Consider the following 14,351-nt stretch of genomic DNA (forward strand, 5'->3'; position numbering starts at 1 on the left):
GCAGCCCCGGGAGCTGGTTTGCTTGAGCCCGTCACAAACCACAGAACCCGAGCGGGGGGCTCCCTTATGCGCAGTGTCGAACCCGAGGTCTTCATCGTCGCCCGTCCTGAGCTTGACTACGACGAGCTCGGCCGTTACCTCGCCGAGGTCGGCGGCGAGAGCTGGCTGGAGCGGCTCGACCGCGGCGACCTCGACGCCCAGAACCTCGCCGAGTTCGCCGGCCGCCTCTGCTACCGTTCCTTCGAGCCGGGCCTCAACCCCAACGTGGTGCGCATCAGGGAGAACCAGGACGACTACCTGCGCAACATCCTGGCCAGCGCGCACGGCTCGGTCCTCGAACACGTCAGCTTCAGCTTCGTGCTGCACAACGTCAGCCGCGTCCTGACGCACGAGCTGGTGCGCCACCGGCCCGGCGTGGCCATCTCCCAGGAGTCGCTGCGCTTCGTCCGGCTCGACGAGCTGCCGTTCTGGTTCCCCGAGTGGGCCCAGCAGGACCCCGAGCTGATGAAGCGGGCCACGGCCGTGCTGGAGCAGCTGGAGCAGTTCCAGCTCTGGATGGCCGGGCACTTCGGGCTCGACGAGGAGGGCGTGCCGTTCTCGGAGAAGAAGCACCGCACGTCGTTCATGCGCCGCTTCGCCCCCGAGGGCCTGGCCACCGGCCTGGTCTGGACGGCCAACGTGCGCACGCTGCGGCACACGATCGAGGCCCGCACCGCCGTCGGCGCGGAGGAGGAGATCCGCCTGCTGTTCCAGCGCATCGGCGAGCTCATGCGCAAGGAGGCGCCCGCCCTGTTCGGCGACTACGTCGTCGAGGACGGGGCCTGGGTGCCGGGCTGGCGCAAGGTCTGAGGCGTCAGGCGAGCGCGGGCAGCACGTAGACCTCGGCGCCCGGCGGCAGGGCGCAGTCCAGGCCGCCGAGCCCGCGGGCGTTCTCCCCGCACACGATCATGCTGATGTGCCGCCGGATGCGGCCGTAGTCGTCGCGCAGCCGCTCCTCCAGCAGCGGATGGGTGCGCCGCAGCATGTCGAGCGCCGAGCCGAGCGTGGGCGGGGAGTCACGGTCGGCGCCGACCGCGAACACCTTCACCTCGGTGCGCCCGCTCACCCACCGTCGCAGCGAGCTGGGCAGCACGAACACGACCATCGTCACGGGCTTGGTGAATGACCTGGCCATCGGTCAGAGCACCGCCGCGCGCACGCTCAGCACGTCGGGCAGGTGGCGGGCGACCTGCGACCAGCTCTCGCCGTCGTCGCGCGAGCAGTGGACCTCGCCGTCGCGGGTGCCGAAGAACAGCCCGGCGGGGGAGGCGGTCATCGCGTCGCGCAGCACGGTGGCGTGCACCGGACCCTCGGGCAGGCCCTCGCCCAGCTCCTGCCACGTGGCGCCGGCGTCCTGGCTGCGGCAGACCCGGTAGCGGTGGCCGACCGGGGTGCGGTCGACGTCGGCCGTCAGCGGCAGCACGAAGATCGTGTCGGGGCGGGTGGGGTGGACCACGATGGGGAAGCCGAAGTCGGAGGGCAGCGCGGTGCCGATGTCGTGCCAGCTGCCGCCGAAGTCGTCACTGCGGTAGACGCCGAAATGGTGCTGCAGGTAGAGCCGGGCGGGCCGGGCGGGGTCGAGGCAGACCTTGTGCACGCACTGCCCGAACTCGGGGTACTGCTGCCCTTCCGGCAGGAAGGGCGCCCGGATGCCCTGGTTGGCGGCCTCCCACGACATGCCGCCGTCGCGGGTGCGGTAGAAGCCGGCCGCCGAGATCGCGATGCCCATGACCTCGGGGTCGGTGGGATGGGGGACGATCGTGTGCAGGCACAGCCCGCCGCCGCCCGGCTGCCATCGCGGCCGGTGGGGATGGTCCCACAGGCCCTCGACCAGCCGGTAGCTGACGCCGTTGTCCTCCGAGCGGAACAGCGCGGCCGGCTCCACGCCGGCCCACACCACGCCCGGCTCCGACGGCGAGGGCGTGAGCTGCCACACCCGGGCCAGCGTCGCGTCGGTCTTGTCGGGGAAGGCGATGGGCGGCTGGGGGGCCTCGTCCCAGGTCTCGCCGAGATCATCGGAGTACATCACGGACGGACCGAAATGGCCGTATTCGATACCGGCCAGCAACCGGGGTGTGCCTCCCCGGGTGTCGATGGCCACCGAGGGCACCGCGACCGTGGAGAACCGGATCGGCTCGATCTCGAACGGGCCGCCGCCCGCCGAACGGGCGAGGAACAGGCCCTTGCGGGTGCCGATCGCGAGGACTGCGTCACTCATAGCATCGCTCCCATGTTCGCTTGCCGCCATCGTGCCACGCGCGCGGCGGCGGTGCCGAGGACTGGGAGATTTGCCGCACGCCTGCCCCCCGGCCGTCCCCGGACGGCCGGAGCGGCACGGGCATTACCTGGCAGGTAATCGTGATACTTCCCTCGCAGCGCTAGATTTCCTGACATGGGAGCAGTAGCGATACAAGAAGAGACTTTTGGTGATTTGTTGCGTTCGTGGCGGCAGCGGCGCCGGGTGAGCCAGCTCGACCTGGCCATCGAGGCCGACGTCTCCTCCCGGCACGTCAGCTTCCTGGAGACCGGCCGCGCCCGGCCCAGCCGCGAGATGGTGATGCGGCTGGCCGAGGAGCTGGACGTGCCGCTGCGCCACCGCAACCGGCTGCTGGTCGCCGCCGGGTTCGCGCCGGTCTTCCCCGAGCGTGAGGTGCGCGCCCCGGAGATGGCCGTCGTCCGCCAGGCGCTGGACAAGATCCTGGCCGGGCACGAGCCGTACCCGGCGCTGGTCGTGGACGCGGCGTGGAACCTGGTGGCGGCCAACTCGGCGGCCGCCATGTTCATGGCCGGCGTGCCCGCCGAGCTGCTGGCCGAGCCGGTCAACGTGATGCGGCTGTCGCTGCACCCCGACGCGATGGGCGGCAGGCTGCTGAACCTGGCCGAGGTCCGCGCCTACCTGCTGCACCAGCTCCGCAGGCAGGCCGAGGCGTCGGCGGACGGCCGCCTGGCCGAGCTGCACGACGAGCTGGCCGCCTACACCTACCCCGGCGTCAACCTCAACGTGGCCCACGTGCCGGGACCGGGCGACATCCTGCTGCCGCTGCGCATCGCCGACGGCGACCGCGTGTTGTCGATGTTCACCACCATCGCCACCTTCGGCACGCCGATGGACGTGACCGTCTCGGAGCTGGCCATCGAGACGTTCTGGCCGGCCGACGAGGAGACCGCCGCCGCCTTCCGCCGCGACCCGGCGGCCTCCTGACGCCCCCGGCGAGGACGTTCTAGCGTTCCCCCGGGACGACGTCGCGGTGGATGCGCGACAGCGGCACGCCGTCGGCCCGCAGGCGGCGCACGGTGCCGTCCACCATGCCGCCCGGGCCGCAGACGTAGACGTCGTGCTCGCACCAGGAGTGGAAACGCCCGGTCACCTCGGGCAGGTGGCCGCGCATCCCGGCGTAGGAGGGGTCGCCCGAGACCACCGGCAGCACCTGCAGCCACGGGAAGGACGCCTGCATCGCCAGCAGGTCGGGCAGGTCGTACAGCTCGTCGGCGGTGCGCGCGCCGTGCAGCAGGTGGATCCGCGGCCGGCGGCCCGAGGCGATGACGTGCTCGACGATCGCCTTCAGCGGGGCCAGCCCGGTGCCGCCGGCCACGCACAGCAGGTCGCGGGCGCTGTGCTCGCGCGGCGTCATCGTGCCCATCGGCGGCCCGAGCATGACCGTGTCGCCGATCCTGGTGTGCCTGGTCAGCGCCGTGGACACCCAGCCGCCCGGCACCGAGCGCACGTGCAGCGTGACCGTCTCGTCCGGGCGCGGCGCGTTGGCGATGGAGAACGTGCGCCACACCCGCGGCCAGCGCGCGGTCTGGACGGTGACGTACTGGCCCGCCGTGTACGGCAGCCGCTGCGCGGGCCGCAGCGTGATCACCGCGATGTCGGGACGGCGCAGCTCGTGGTCGACGACCTCGGCCGGCCACCAGGCCGGCGTGACGCCCGCCTGCGACTCGGCCGACTCGATCATCAGGTTCGCCGCCGCCGTGTACGCCGACACCCACGCCGCCTCGATCTCGTCGTTCCACACCTCGGCGGCGAAGCGCCGGATCGTGGCCAGCAGGGCGGTGCCGACGGCCGTGTAGTGCTCGGCGAGCACCCCGTACTTGCGATGGTCCCTGCCGAGCTGGCCGAGGTAGGCGGCCAGGCCGTCCGGGCTGTCCAGGCTCCACACGATCCTGGTCAGCGCGCCGAACAGCCGGTCGCGCTGGACGTCCATCGCGGGCGGGAACATCCCCCGCAGGTGCGGGCTCGCGGCGAACAGCCGCCCGTAGAAGTACGCGGTCGCCTTGTCGGCCACGGGCTCGACGAGTGAGAAGCTCTCCTTCACCAGTCGCGGATTCAACGACATGCACTCAACCCCACCCCATTGGACCGGAAATTCGATTCCGGCCGCGTCGGCCACCTCCTGACGGCTCCGGGTCGTGAACGCGCTGCGTGCCCCGGCACATCCGGCGCGCTCGGAAATGAGTCTTACACCACCTCTGATGCGTCACAACCGATTCACCCCAATTGCGATATGGGCTTTTCCGGCGGAGAAAACGAATAAAAGTGATTTTCGTCTTTCGGTTTCCGCTGTTTCCCGCCGGACGGCGCAGGCGTAGCATCCCGCCATGGCGGTCCTCCACCCCGGCCCGGCGAGGCCCGGCTGACCGCCGGGACGGCCTCCCGCCTGCCCTGACCCGCCCCTGGAGATCCGCATGTCCCGACCGCTCATCGGCATCACCGCCTACCTGGAGGCCGCCCGCTGGGGCGACTGGGTGCGCGAGGCCGTGCTGTCACCGCCGTCCTACGCCAAGGCGATCGAGCGGGCCGGCGGCGTGCCGGTGCTGCTGCCGCCGCTGGACCCCCACCTCGCCGGCGACCACGTCGGCGGCCTGTCCGGCGTCCTGCTGGCCGGCGGCGCCGGCCTCGGGGCCGCGGCCTACGGCGGCGAGCACGACGAGCGGGCGCCCGAGCCGCAGCCCCACCGCGACCGGTACGAGCTGGCCCTGGCCGGGGCCGCCGTCCGGGCCGGCCTGCCGATCCTGGCGATCGCCCGCGGCCTGCACGTCCTCAACGTCGCCCGGGGCGGCACGCTGATCCCTTGGCTGCCCGAGGTGCTCGGCCACGAGCGGCACGGCGCGCCGGGCGCGGTCCACGAGATCCAGGTGGGCCTGTCGAGCAGGCTCGGCAAGGCCGTCGGCGACCACGTCGAGGCGGTCGCGCCGCACCACCAGTCCGTGCGCCGCCTGGGCAGCGGCCTGCTCGCGGTGGCCTGGGCCGACGACCAGATCGTCGAGGGCGTCGAGCTCCAGGGCCACCGGTTCTGCGTCGGCGTCCAGTGGCATCCCGAACGCGGCGGGGACAATCGGCTCTTCGATGCGTTCGTCGAGGCGGCCCGCTAGGCTGCGCTCATGCCGCTGCACCCCCAGGCGCGGGACTACGTCGCCCTCTACCCGTCGGACCTCAACACCGACCTGGCCACGCTCGACCTGGCCACGATCCAGGAGATGCGCGCGCACGACGGCCTCGCGGCCCAGCGGGGGCCGCTGACCAACCTCCCGTTCGTCCGCGACGAGCTGGCCGGCGACGTGCCGATCCGCATCTACCGCGCCGACCCCGGCGACGGCCTGCTGCCCGTCGTGGTTTACTTCCACGGCGGCGGCTGGGTCTTCGGCAGCGTCAGGCGCAACGACGCGCTCGGCCGCGATCTGGCCCTGCGCACCGGCGCCGTGGTCGTCTCGGCCGACTACCGGCTGGCCCCGGAACACCCCTTCCCGGCCGCCGCCGACGACGCCTGGACTGTCGTGCGCGACGTCTTCGCCAGGCCCGCCTTCTACCAGAGCAACGGCAGCGTGGCCGTCGTCGGCGACAGCGCGGGCGGCAACCTGGCCGCCGTCGCCGCCTGGCGGGCCGCCGGGTCCGGCATCCGGCTGGCCCACCAGGCGCTGGTCTGCCCGGTGCTCGACACGGCCATGGACACCCCCAGCTACCGCGCCTACGCCAAGGGCTTCGGCCTCGACGCCGCCGAGATGGCCTGGTTCGCCGAGCGCTACGCGGCCGGCGCCGACCCCGCCGACCCGCTGCTGAGCCCGCTGCGCATCGCCGACCTGACCGGCCTGCCGCCGGCCACCGTCCTCACCGCCGAGTACGACGTGCTCCGGGACGAGGGCGAACACTACGCCCGCCGCCTGGCCGACGCCGGCGTGCCGGTGGAGGCGCGCAGGTTCGACGGCGCCGTCCACGGCTTCTTCGGCCTGCCCGGCCTGTTCGACCAGGCGGCCGAGGCCAGGCAGTACATCGCCGACCGCCTGCGGGAGCACCTGTGACCTACACCAAGCTCAAGCTCGACACCCCGGCCGAGGGCGTGCTGCGCGTCACGATCAGCGAGCCCGGCAGGCTCAACGCCGTCGACATGACCGGCCACCGCGAGCTGAGCGAGATCTGGCGCGAGGCCGACCGCGACGACACCGTCCGGTCGATCGTGGTCAGGGGCGAGGGCACGGCGTTCTCGGCCGGCGGCGACCTGTCGATGATCGAGGAGATGACCCGCGACCACGCCACCCGGATGCGCGTGTTCGCCGAGGCCCGCGACATCGTCTACAACGTGCTCAACTGCTCCAAGCCGATCGTCTCGGCCGTCCAGGGCCCGGCCGTGGGCGCCGGGCTCGCGGTGGCGCTGCTGGCCGACGTCTCGGTCGCCGGCCGCACCGCGCGCATCATCGACGGCCACACCCGGCTCGGCGTCGCCGCCGGCGACCACGCCGCGATCATCTGGCCGCTGCTGTGCGGCATGGCCAAGGCCAAGTACCACCTGCTGCTGTGCGAGCCCGTCACCGGCGAGCAGGCCGAGCGCATGGGTCTGGTCAGCCTGTGCGTCGACGACGACCAGGTGCACGACAAGGCCATGGAGATCGCGGTCCGGCTCGCCCAGGGCTCCCAGGAGGCGATCCGGCTGACCAAGTACTCGCTCAACAACTGGCTGCGCCTGGCCGGCCCGTCCTTCGACGCCTCGCTGGCGATGGAGTTCCTCGGCTTCACCGGCCCCGACGTGGTCGAGGGCGTGCGCGCGGTGCGCGAGAAGCGGCCGCCCGCCTTCGGCTGAGCCCGGCGCGTGTGCTTGTCCGAGCCCGGGGTAGGCGCACCTTCATGACGGACAACGATGTGGTCGACCTGCTGGTGCGCCAGCACGAGCAGATCAAGAGCCAGTTCACGGAGGTCGAGAACGCTGCCCCCGAGGACAAAGCAGCGGCTTTCCAGAAGCTGGTGCGCCTGCTGGCCGTCCACGAGACAGCAGAGGAGGAGATCGTCCACCCCTACGCGCGCCGCCACGTCGACGACGGCGACGACCTGGTGGACGAGCGCCTGGCCGAGGAGAACGCGGCCAAGGACATGCTCACCCAGATGGAGCGGGCGGGCGTCGACGACCCGCAGTTCGCGGCCAACCTGGCCACGCTGCGCAAGGCCGTCGTCGAGCACGCCGAGGCCGAGGAACGCGAGGAGTTCCCCAGGCTGAGGCAGGCCGCCGGCGAGAAGGAGCTGCACGCGATGGCGATCGGGGTCAAGGCCGCCGAGGCGATCGCGCCCACGCATCCGCACGCCGGCGTCGAGACCGCGCCGAAGAACCTGCTGGCGGGCCCGCCCGCCGCGATCATGGACAGGGCCCGCGACGTGATCCGCAAGGCGACGGGCAGGGCCTGAGGGCCGTCAGAAACTCCGGGGCAACCCGAGCACCTGTGTCGCGAGGTAGTTGAGCAGAAGCTCCTCCGTCACGGGTGCCACCCTTCCGATACGGGCGTCGGCCAGCAACCTGGCCACCGGGTACTCCAGCGAGTACGCCATGCCGCCGTGCGTCTGGAACGCGGCGTCGGCCGCCTCCCACGCGGCCTGGGAGGCGGTCAGCTTGGCGATGTTGGCCTCGGTGCCGCACGGCAGCCGCCGGTCGAAGGACCAGGCCGCCTTGTACAGCATCAGCCGGGCCAGCTCGATCTTGGCCTTGACCTGCGCCAGCGGGAACGCGATGGCCTGGTTGGCGCCGATCGGGCGGCCGAACACCTCGCGCTCCTTGGCGTAGCCGACCGCCACCCGCAGCGCCACCTCGGCGCCGCCCAGCGCGGAGGCGGCCAGCAGCACCCGCTCGGGGTTGAGGATGTCCCACAACACGGCCGCGCCGCCGTCCACCTCGCCGACCACGCTGGTGGCGGGCACCCGCAGGTCGTCGACGAACACCATGTTGGACGGCGTGGTGTTCGCGCCCATCTTGGGGATCGGCCGGAAGGACAGCTGCCCGGCGGCGACCGCCTCGGGCACGTTCACCAGGAACACGGTCAGCCCGTGGGTGCGCGGCCTGGCCTCGGCCGCCGGGACCGTCCTGGTCACCAGCAACATCCAGGTGGCGCGCTGCACGCCGGTGATCCAGATCTTCTGGCCGTTGAGCACGTAGTCGCCGCCGTCCCGGCGGGCCGAGGTGGTGATCGCCAGCGAGTTGGAGCCGGCGTCCGGCTCGGTCAGGGCGAAGCACGTCTCGACCTCGCCCGTGGCCAGCCGGGGCAGCAGCTCGGCCCGCTGCTCGGCGGTGCCGTGCCGGGCCAGGGTGAGCGCGCCGAAGCCGGGGGTGAGCACGTACGTGAAGGCCGACCCGCCCGCCGCGCCCGAGCTCGCCAGCGTCTCGGTGGCCACCGCCAGCTCCAGTAGCCCCTGCCCGCCACCGCCGTACTCCTCCGGCACGGCCAGGCCCAGCCAGCCGCCCTTGGCCAGGTCGGCCCAGACCTCCTCCGGCCAGCGCTTGTCGCTCTCGCACCGCTGCCAGTAGTCGAGGTCGTAGCGGGCGCAGATCTCGGCGACGCCGCGCTGGACGGCCTGGGCGCTCTCGGGAAGGGTGAAATCCATCACGCCATCGTAGAATCTCGTTCTGTTCAGGGTCGAGGTCTGCGGGCGTGGAAGACGAAGGCCGGCGGCGTGTTGCGCCACACCGTACGTCCGGGCACGACCTCCTCGAACCGCTCGGCCAGCAGCGCCCGGAACCGCCGGGCCGAGCTCAGCGGGATGGCGTGGATGTAGGAGAAGGTGGTGAAGGCGGCGCCGGGGCTCATCACCGACGTCACCGCGTCCAGCAGCTCGTGCTGCAGCTCCGTGGGGAAGGCCGCCCACGGCAGGCCGCTCACCACGACGTCGGCGTGGCCCAGCCCGCGCCCGGCCAGCAGCTCGCCCAGGCGCGCGGCGTCCGCGTGGGCCACGTCCACGGCGGGGAAACGCGCCGCGAGCAGCCCCGCGAGCCGCTCGTTCACCTCGACGGCCAGGTGGTGGCCGCGCCCGGCCAGCCGCTGCTGGATCTCCGCCGTGAACGGGCCCGTGCCAGGACCGAGCTCCACCACGGTCGGCTCGCCACGCTCCGGCACCGGCGCGCAGACGGCCGCGGCCAGCCGGCGCGAACTCGGGGCGACGGCGCCGATCACGGCGGGGGCGCGCAGGAACTGGCCGAGGAACATTGCGGTGTCGTTGGACATGGCCCCGAACGTATCGGGAAGATCACCCTCTGCGCTCCCTCCTCTGGACGAACCTGCGGCCACTAGGAGGAGACGGGGTCCTCCGCACGGAGGATCAGCTATCGGGCGAGGGTGGATAGCGTGAGGCCATGCGTTGGCGTGGTGTGCCGCTCGATGTCCTGCTCGCGGCATCTGGCGTGGGGCTGGACCTGTTGACGACGGCCCACGCGGGCGACACCGCGTACCTGCCGGCGGCGATGAACATCCCCATGGCCCTCCTGGTGGGCCTGCCCATGGGGTTCGTACGGCGGCGGCCGCTGGCCGTCACCCTCTACCTGGCCGCCTTTCTCGTGCTCAGCGACCAGCTCGGCTCCTACACCTCCAACACCGCGCAGATCCTCATCTGCGTCGCGCTCGGCGTGGTCGGCTTCCGCGTCCCGTGGCGGCCCGCCATGGCCGGTGTGGGCGCCACCGTCCTGGCCACGGCGGTCAACATCGCCGACCCCGGCATCGCGATGACCGGCAACACCTGGATGTACTCGGTGCTGCTGCCCGTCTTCCCCACCGTGCTCGGGGCCTACCTGCGCAGCTCGGCCGAGCGGCTGGAGGAGCGCGACGTCACGCCCGACGCGCTGCTGGCCGCCGGCGGTGTGGCCATCACCGTGCTCAGCACCTGGACCTCCTGGCACAGCGGCGCCCTGCCCGTGTGGGTGATCGGCCTGCTGGCCGTGGTCGGCGGGCTGTCGCTCGGCGTCGCCCGGCGCCTGCCCGGCCTGGTCCTGCTGCTGCAGGCCGTGCTGCTGATCGCCGCCGACACCTACCTGAACGACGCCGTCAACACCTGCCTGATCCTCACGCTCATCGCGATCGGCGTGTTCTCCATGCGCGTGGCCTCCTGGGCCTGGACGGGGGCCGCGTACCTCACCGGCTGCCTGCTGGCCGCCATCGCCGTCGTCGGCGAGGGCACCGAGGTCACCCCGCTGCGCGTCGGCGTGCTGATGACGCTGGTCGCCACGCCCATCGCGATCGGCCGCTACCTCGGCATGCGGCAGGCCGCCGCCGCCGCCGAACGCCTGCGCGCCGAGGAGTCGGCCCGGCTGGCGGTCGCCCAGGTGCGCGCCGACCAGCTCGCCGAGCGCGAGCGCATCGCCCGCGACGTGCACGACATCGTGGCCCACCACGTCGGCGCCATGGTGCTGCGCGCCAGCGCCGCCCGCTACACCGCGCCCGACGGGCCGGTCGCCGACGCGCTGTCCGACATCCGCGAGACCGGCCACCAGGTGCTTCAGGACCTGCGTGACCTGCTCGACCTGCTGCGCGACCCCGACCGCGGCCCCGACCTGCTGGCCAACCCCGCCGACGTGGTCCGCGAGTCCGCCGAACGCATGGCCGCCGCCGGCCTCGTCGTCGATCTCGACCTCGACCCGGCCAGCGACCGCGCCCCGCTCATCGCCCGCGCCTCCGCCGCGCGCATCGTCCAGGAAGGTCTCACCAACGTGCTGAAACACGCCGGGCCCGGCACCCGGGTCCGCGTCACCGTCGCCCCCGCGCAGGAAGGGTTGTCCATCGAGATCCGCAACGGCCGCCCGCCCACCGCCATCGAGCGGCTGCCCTCCTCCGGCCGCGGCCTGGCCGGCATGCGCGAGCGGGTGCGCGCCCTCGGCGGCACCCTCAGCGCCGGCCCCGACGGCGACGGCGGCTGGCTGCTGCTGGCCAGCCTGCCCGCCAGGAACGCCGCGTGATCCGCGTGCTGGTCGCCGACGACCAGGCGCTGGTCCGCGCGGGCGTGCGCATGTTGCTGCAGGCCGCGGGGGACATGGAGGTCGTGGGCGAGGCCGAGGACGGCGCCGAGGCCGTCCGCCTGGCCGAACGCCACGTGCCCGACGTCATCCTCATGGACCTGCGCATGCCCCGCGTCGACGGCCTGGAGGCGACCAGGCGGGTGCTGGCGGCCCGCCCGGCGGCCCGCGTGGTCGTGCTCACCACCTTCGCCGAGGACGCCGACGTGCACGCCGCCCTGCGCGCCGGCGCCGTCGGCTTCCTGGTCAAGGACGACGAGCCGGAACGCATGGTCGACGCCGTGCGCAGGGCCGCCGCGGGGGAGCAGCTGCTGGCCCCCTCAGTGCTGCGCCGGGTCGTGGAACGGTTCCTGGCCGCCGAGGAGCAGGCCGCCGCGCCGCCGCCGTCCGGGCTGACCGAGCGGGAGCTGGAGGTGCTCGCCCTGGTCGGCACCGGCCTGTCCAACGCCGAGATCGCCGAGGAGCTGCACGTCGGCGTCACCACCGTCAAGACGCACATCGCCGCCGCCATGGACAAGCTCGGCCTGCGCAACCGCATCCAGGCCGCCGTGGTCGCCCACCGCACCGGTCTCGTGGACGCCGCCTTCCGGCCGGTCCGTCCGCCACGTGGGGGACCGGGGGGTCATCCCGCAGGCTGACGACCGTATGCGGCCGCCCTCGACACGATATGGGTCCTTCGTTCGCAGAAAGGATCCACATCATGGGGGAGACACAGGTCATGCCGCGTCCCGGCACGACCCGGCAGGTGTCGGCCGGCCTGCTCTACAGCCTGCGCGTCGCCATCATCGCCCAGGCCGCCGCGCTGCTCGTGGCCGCCTCGTTCGCCGGGCAGGCCGTGTCGGCGGGCGGCGGGCCGGTGGCCGAGACGCACGTCATGGCGGGCATGGTCGTCCACCTGGTGGCGCTCGTGCAGATCGTGCTGGCGATCCTCGTCTGGCGGCCCGGCCGCGGCGCCGGCTGGCCGGTGTGGGCCAGCGTCGCGCTGTTCGTCGTTGGCGGGCTCCAGCACGTCACCTGGCTCTGGCTGGGCGCCCACGTGCCCAACGGGGTGCTGCTGTTCGGCCTCATCGGCGCGCTGCTGATCTGGTCGTGGTCGCCGTCGGCGGCGCGGCGCCGCTAAGGTCTGAGGTGTGTATGTGAAGATCTGCGGGTTGAGCGAGCCCGAGCACGTCGAGGCCGCCGTCGAGGCTGGCGCCGACGCCATCGGGTTCGTGCTCACCCGGAGCCCGCGCAGGGTCACGCCGGAGCGGGCGGCCGAGCTGGCCGCGCCGATCCCGGCCCACGTGCTCACCGTGGGCGTCTTCCGGGGCGAGACCTCCGAGGAGGTCCGGGCCGCCGCGCTGGCCTCGGGCGTGCGCGCCGTGCAGCTCCACGGCCACCACCCCCACGCCGACTTCACCGCGCTGAAAGACCTCGGCCGGCCGCTCGTGCGGGCCGTCGACGCCGCCGCCGACCTGCGATGCGGCGCCTACGACGAAGACCTGCTCATCGTCGACGCCCCGCGCCCCGGCTCGGGGGAGCCCTGGGACTGGGCGGCGGTGCGCGGCCGCCCGTCCGGCCGGTGGATGCTGGCCGGCGGGCTCGACCCGGCCAACGTCGCCGAGGCCGTCGAGGCCGCCGGCCCGTGGGGGGTCGACGTGTCCAGCGGCGTCGAGACCGCGCCGGGCGTCAAGGACTCCGCCCTGATCAGGGCCTTCCTGCGGGCCGCGCGCGGTGGCTGACGAGCTGGCGCGGGCCCTTTCCTTCCTGCACGGCTTCGCCCGCCGCAAGGCGCCCGTCGTGGCGCCGGTCCCCGGCGGGTTCGCGGTGCTCGACGCGCGCTACCCGATGTCGCACGACGACAACAAGCTCGTGGTCTGCAGCGGCGCCCCGGGGCCGGTGCTCGCGGCCGCCGAGGAGCGGCTCGCCGGGCTCGGCCACCGGCTGGTGTGCGTCGACGACGACCGGCTGGGCCAGGAGTTCCGGCCCGCCTTCGCCGCCGCCGGATACAGCCACGAGACGAACGTCGTCATGGCCTTCCGCGGCGCAAGCCCCTCCGCGTCCGCCGCTGCCGCCGCCGCCACCGACCGGCTCACGCTGGAGGAACTGCTGCCCGTGCTGCGCGAGGAGTGGCGCGCGTCGCTGCCGCAGGCGCCGCAGAGCGTGGTCGACGGGCTCGCCGCCCGCGCCGCGGCCCGCGCGTCCGCCGCTGACGTGGTCGAGTTCCACGCCGTACGCGCCCCCGGCGGTGAGATCGCCGCCCACGCCGACCTCTACGTGCACGAGGGCGTCGCCCAGATCGAGAACGTCTACACCCTGGAGCGCCACCGCGGCCAGGGCTTCGCCCGCGTCCTGCTGACCGCGCTGACGGCCGCCACGGCCGGCGCCGAGCTGACGTTCCTGGTCGCCGACGCCGCCGACTGGCCGCGCGAGTTCTACGCCCGCCTCGGCTTCGAGCCGGTCGGCCACACCCACGCCTTCCTGCGCACCTGACCGCCCGCCCCGACCGCCCTGCCTGCCCCCGACCTGACCGCCCGTCCCGACCGCCTGGCCCGACCGCCCGGACGGGCCTGGTGGCGCGCTCAGGTGCCCAGCCAGCGGGTCAGGGCCACCGCGGCGGGCCCGAGCAGGGCCAGCACGGCTCCCGACAAGGCGTGCACCACCGTGTACGCCAGCAGCGGCGTCCCGTTCCCCGACATCGCGCGTACCCCGCCCAGGACGGCCGTCAGGCCGTGCTGCCCGGTCACCGCGCCCAGCACCAGCGGCGGCGGGACCATCATCAGCTTGGCCCCCATGGCCAGCGAGATCACCACCGGCACGGCGGCCGTGGCGACCGCGCCCAGGGCCACCTGCCAGGCGTGCCGCGCCACCAGCTCCACCGCCGCCGGCCCCGCCGACAGCCCGAGCGCCGCCACGAACACGCCGAGCGCCACCTCGCCCACCACCCGCGCGGCGCCCGCGTCGTACTGCCCGAAGCCGGCCCGTCCCGCCCGTGCCCGGCCGAACACCAGCCCGGCCGCCAGGCAGCCGAGCGGCGCCGTCAGGCCGCCCGCCAGGCCCGCCACCAGCCCCGCCACG

General features: G+C 73.5%; 16 protein-coding genes and 1 pseudogene. 11 read left to right on the forward strand and 6 right to left on the reverse strand.

Going from position 1 to position 14,351, the window contains the following annotated elements; all coding sequences use genetic code 11:
* Positions 1–66: 66 nt before the first annotated feature.
* Positions 67–849 carry an FAD-dependent thymidylate synthase gene (gene thyX / locus AB0J71_RS44810; RefSeq protein WP_352330108.1) on the forward strand — a complete coding sequence of 261 codons (783 nt, stop codon included), beginning with the start codon at positions 67–69 and terminating at the stop codon, positions 847–849.
* 4 nt (positions 850–853) lie between these two features.
* On the opposite strand, the gene AB0J71_RS44815 is transcribed toward thyX, so the two are convergent.
* Positions 854–1,174 carry a hypothetical protein gene (locus AB0J71_RS44815; RefSeq protein WP_352330107.1) on the reverse strand — a complete coding sequence of 107 codons (321 nt, stop codon included), beginning with the start codon at positions 1,172–1,174 and terminating at the stop codon, positions 854–856.
* A 3-nt stretch (positions 1,175–1,177) separates the two neighbouring features.
* Positions 1,178–2,257 (reverse strand): exo-alpha-sialidase, encoded by a 1,080-nt coding sequence (locus AB0J71_RS44820; protein ID WP_364420294.1) that lies wholly within the window; start codon positions 2,255–2,257, stop codon positions 1,178–1,180.
* 213 nt (positions 2,258–2,470) lie between these two features.
* Here AB0J71_RS44820 and AB0J71_RS44825 point away from each other — a divergent pair, with 213 nt between their 5' ends.
* Positions 2,471–3,241 (forward strand): helix-turn-helix transcriptional regulator, encoded by a 771-nt coding sequence (locus AB0J71_RS44825; protein ID WP_358009331.1) that lies wholly within the window; start codon positions 2,471–2,473, stop codon positions 3,239–3,241.
* Between the two features lie 19 nt (positions 3,242–3,260).
* On the opposite strand, the gene AB0J71_RS44830 is transcribed toward AB0J71_RS44825, so the two are convergent.
* Positions 3,261–4,379: a globin domain-containing protein gene (locus AB0J71_RS44830; protein WP_352330101.1), complete on the reverse strand. Its 1,119-nt coding sequence runs from the start codon at positions 4,377–4,379 to the stop codon at positions 3,261–3,263.
* A 349-nt stretch (positions 4,380–4,728) separates the two neighbouring features.
* Here AB0J71_RS44830 and AB0J71_RS44835 point away from each other — a divergent pair, with 349 nt between their 5' ends.
* The 4 genes from AB0J71_RS44835 to AB0J71_RS44850 are packed head-to-tail and all read left to right on the forward strand — an operon-like array spanning position 4,729 to position 7,711.
* The gene (locus AB0J71_RS44835) at positions 4,729–5,415 is read left to right on the forward strand and encodes a gamma-glutamyl-gamma-aminobutyrate hydrolase family protein (RefSeq protein ID WP_364420296.1); all 687 of its coding nucleotides are present in this window, start codon (positions 4,729–4,731) and stop codon (positions 5,413–5,415) included.
* A gap of 9 nt (positions 5,416–5,424) precedes the next feature.
* A complete protein-coding gene (locus AB0J71_RS44840; RefSeq protein WP_364390413.1) occupies positions 5,425–6,339 on the forward strand; it encodes an alpha/beta hydrolase in 915 nt (304 codons plus the stop codon).
* A complete protein-coding gene (locus AB0J71_RS44845; protein ID WP_364390411.1) occupies positions 6,336–7,115 on the forward strand; it encodes an enoyl-CoA hydratase/isomerase family protein in 780 nt (259 codons plus the stop codon). The genes AB0J71_RS44840 and AB0J71_RS44845 overlap by 4 nt, the downstream gene beginning before the upstream one ends.
* A gap of 44 nt (positions 7,116–7,159) precedes the next feature.
* On the forward strand, positions 7,160–7,711 hold the full coding sequence (locus AB0J71_RS44850) for a hemerythrin domain-containing protein (protein WP_352325628.1): 552 nt from the start codon (positions 7,160–7,162) through the stop codon (positions 7,709–7,711).
* Positions 7,712–7,717: 6 nt separating this feature from the next.
* Here the strand turns inward: AB0J71_RS44850 and AB0J71_RS44855 are convergent, their stop codons facing one another.
* Positions 7,718–8,899, reverse strand: coding sequence for an acyl-CoA dehydrogenase family protein (locus AB0J71_RS44855; protein WP_364420298.1), 1,182 nt, complete (start codon positions 8,897–8,899; stop codon positions 7,718–7,720).
* A 26-nt stretch (positions 8,900–8,925) separates the two neighbouring features.
* Complete coding sequence (locus tag AB0J71_RS44860) at positions 8,926–9,516, reverse strand: SAM-dependent methyltransferase (RefSeq protein WP_352325625.1); 591 nt, start codon at positions 9,514–9,516, stop codon at positions 8,926–8,928.
* 128 nt (positions 9,517–9,644) lie between these two features.
* On the opposite strand from AB0J71_RS44860, the gene AB0J71_RS44865 reads away from it, so the two are divergent.
* The 5 genes from AB0J71_RS44865 to AB0J71_RS44885 all read left to right on the forward strand — a co-directional run bounded on the left by AB0J71_RS44865 (position 9,645) and on the right by AB0J71_RS44885 (position 13,766).
* A complete protein-coding gene (locus AB0J71_RS44865; RefSeq protein WP_352325624.1) occupies positions 9,645–11,237 on the forward strand; it encodes a histidine kinase in 1,593 nt (530 codons plus the stop codon).
* Entirely contained in the window at positions 11,234–11,932 is a 699-nt protein-coding gene (locus AB0J71_RS44870; protein WP_352325623.1) for a response regulator transcription factor, read from the forward strand. The genes AB0J71_RS44865 and AB0J71_RS44870 overlap by 4 nt, the downstream gene beginning before the upstream one ends.
* A 62-nt stretch (positions 11,933–11,994) precedes the next feature.
* Positions 11,995–12,414: a hypothetical protein gene (locus AB0J71_RS44875; RefSeq protein ID WP_352325622.1), complete on the forward strand. Its 420-nt coding sequence runs from the start codon at positions 11,995–11,997 to the stop codon at positions 12,412–12,414.
* A gap of 10 nt (positions 12,415–12,424) precedes the next feature.
* Positions 12,425–13,015, forward strand: a complete 591-nt coding sequence (locus AB0J71_RS44880) for a phosphoribosylanthranilate isomerase (protein ID WP_364420300.1) — start codon at positions 12,425–12,427, stop codon at positions 13,013–13,015.
* A complete protein-coding gene (locus AB0J71_RS44885; RefSeq protein ID WP_364420302.1) occupies positions 13,008–13,766 on the forward strand; it encodes a GNAT family N-acetyltransferase in 759 nt (252 codons plus the stop codon). The genes AB0J71_RS44880 and AB0J71_RS44885 overlap by 8 nt, the downstream gene beginning before the upstream one ends.
* An 89-nt stretch (positions 13,767–13,855) precedes the next feature.
* On the opposite strand, the pseudogene AB0J71_RS44890 reads toward AB0J71_RS44885, so the two are convergent.
* Positions 13,856–14,351: pseudogene (locus AB0J71_RS44890) on the reverse strand (hypothetical protein); the annotation flags it as partial.

This window comes from Nonomuraea sp. NPDC049637 (assembly GCF_040675235.1).
Lineage (GTDB): Bacteria > Actinomycetota > Actinomycetes > Streptosporangiales > Streptosporangiaceae > Nonomuraea.

Excerpts from the sequence above, each read along its gene's own strand:
- AB0J71_RS44875 (WP_352325622.1), top strand. The coding sequence starts at position 11,995 with ATGGGGGAGACACAGGTCATGCCGCGTCCCGGCACGACCCGGCAGGTG.
- AB0J71_RS44860 (WP_352325625.1), bottom strand. The coding sequence starts at position 9,516 with ATGTCCAACGACACCGCAATGTTCCTCGGCCAGTTCCTGCGCGCCCCC.
- AB0J71_RS44830 (WP_352330101.1), bottom strand. The coding sequence starts at position 4,379 with ATGTCGTTGAATCCGCGACTGGTGAAGGAGAGCTTCTCACTCGTCGAG.
- AB0J71_RS44850 (WP_352325628.1), top strand. The coding sequence starts at position 7,160 with ATGACGGACAACGATGTGGTCGACCTGCTGGTGCGCCAGCACGAGCAG.
- AB0J71_RS44855 (WP_364420298.1), bottom strand. The coding sequence starts at position 8,899 with ATGGATTTCACCCTTCCCGAGAGCGCCCAGGCCGTCCAGCGCGGCGTC.
- AB0J71_RS44840 (WP_364390413.1), top strand. The coding sequence starts at position 5,425 with ATGCCGCTGCACCCCCAGGCGCGGGACTACGTCGCCCTCTACCCGTCG.
- thyX (WP_352330108.1), top strand. The coding sequence starts at position 67 with ATGCGCAGTGTCGAACCCGAGGTCTTCATCGTCGCCCGTCCTGAGCTT.
- AB0J71_RS44865 (WP_352325624.1), top strand. The coding sequence starts at position 9,645 with ATGCGTTGGCGTGGTGTGCCGCTCGATGTCCTGCTCGCGGCATCTGGC.
- AB0J71_RS44820 (WP_364420294.1), bottom strand. The coding sequence starts at position 2,257 with ATGAGTGACGCAGTCCTCGCGATCGGCACCCGCAAGGGCCTGTTCCTC.
- AB0J71_RS44835 (WP_364420296.1), top strand. The coding sequence starts at position 4,729 with ATGTCCCGACCGCTCATCGGCATCACCGCCTACCTGGAGGCCGCCCGC.
- AB0J71_RS44815 (WP_352330107.1), bottom strand. The coding sequence starts at position 1,174 with ATGGCCAGGTCATTCACCAAGCCCGTGACGATGGTCGTGTTCGTGCTG.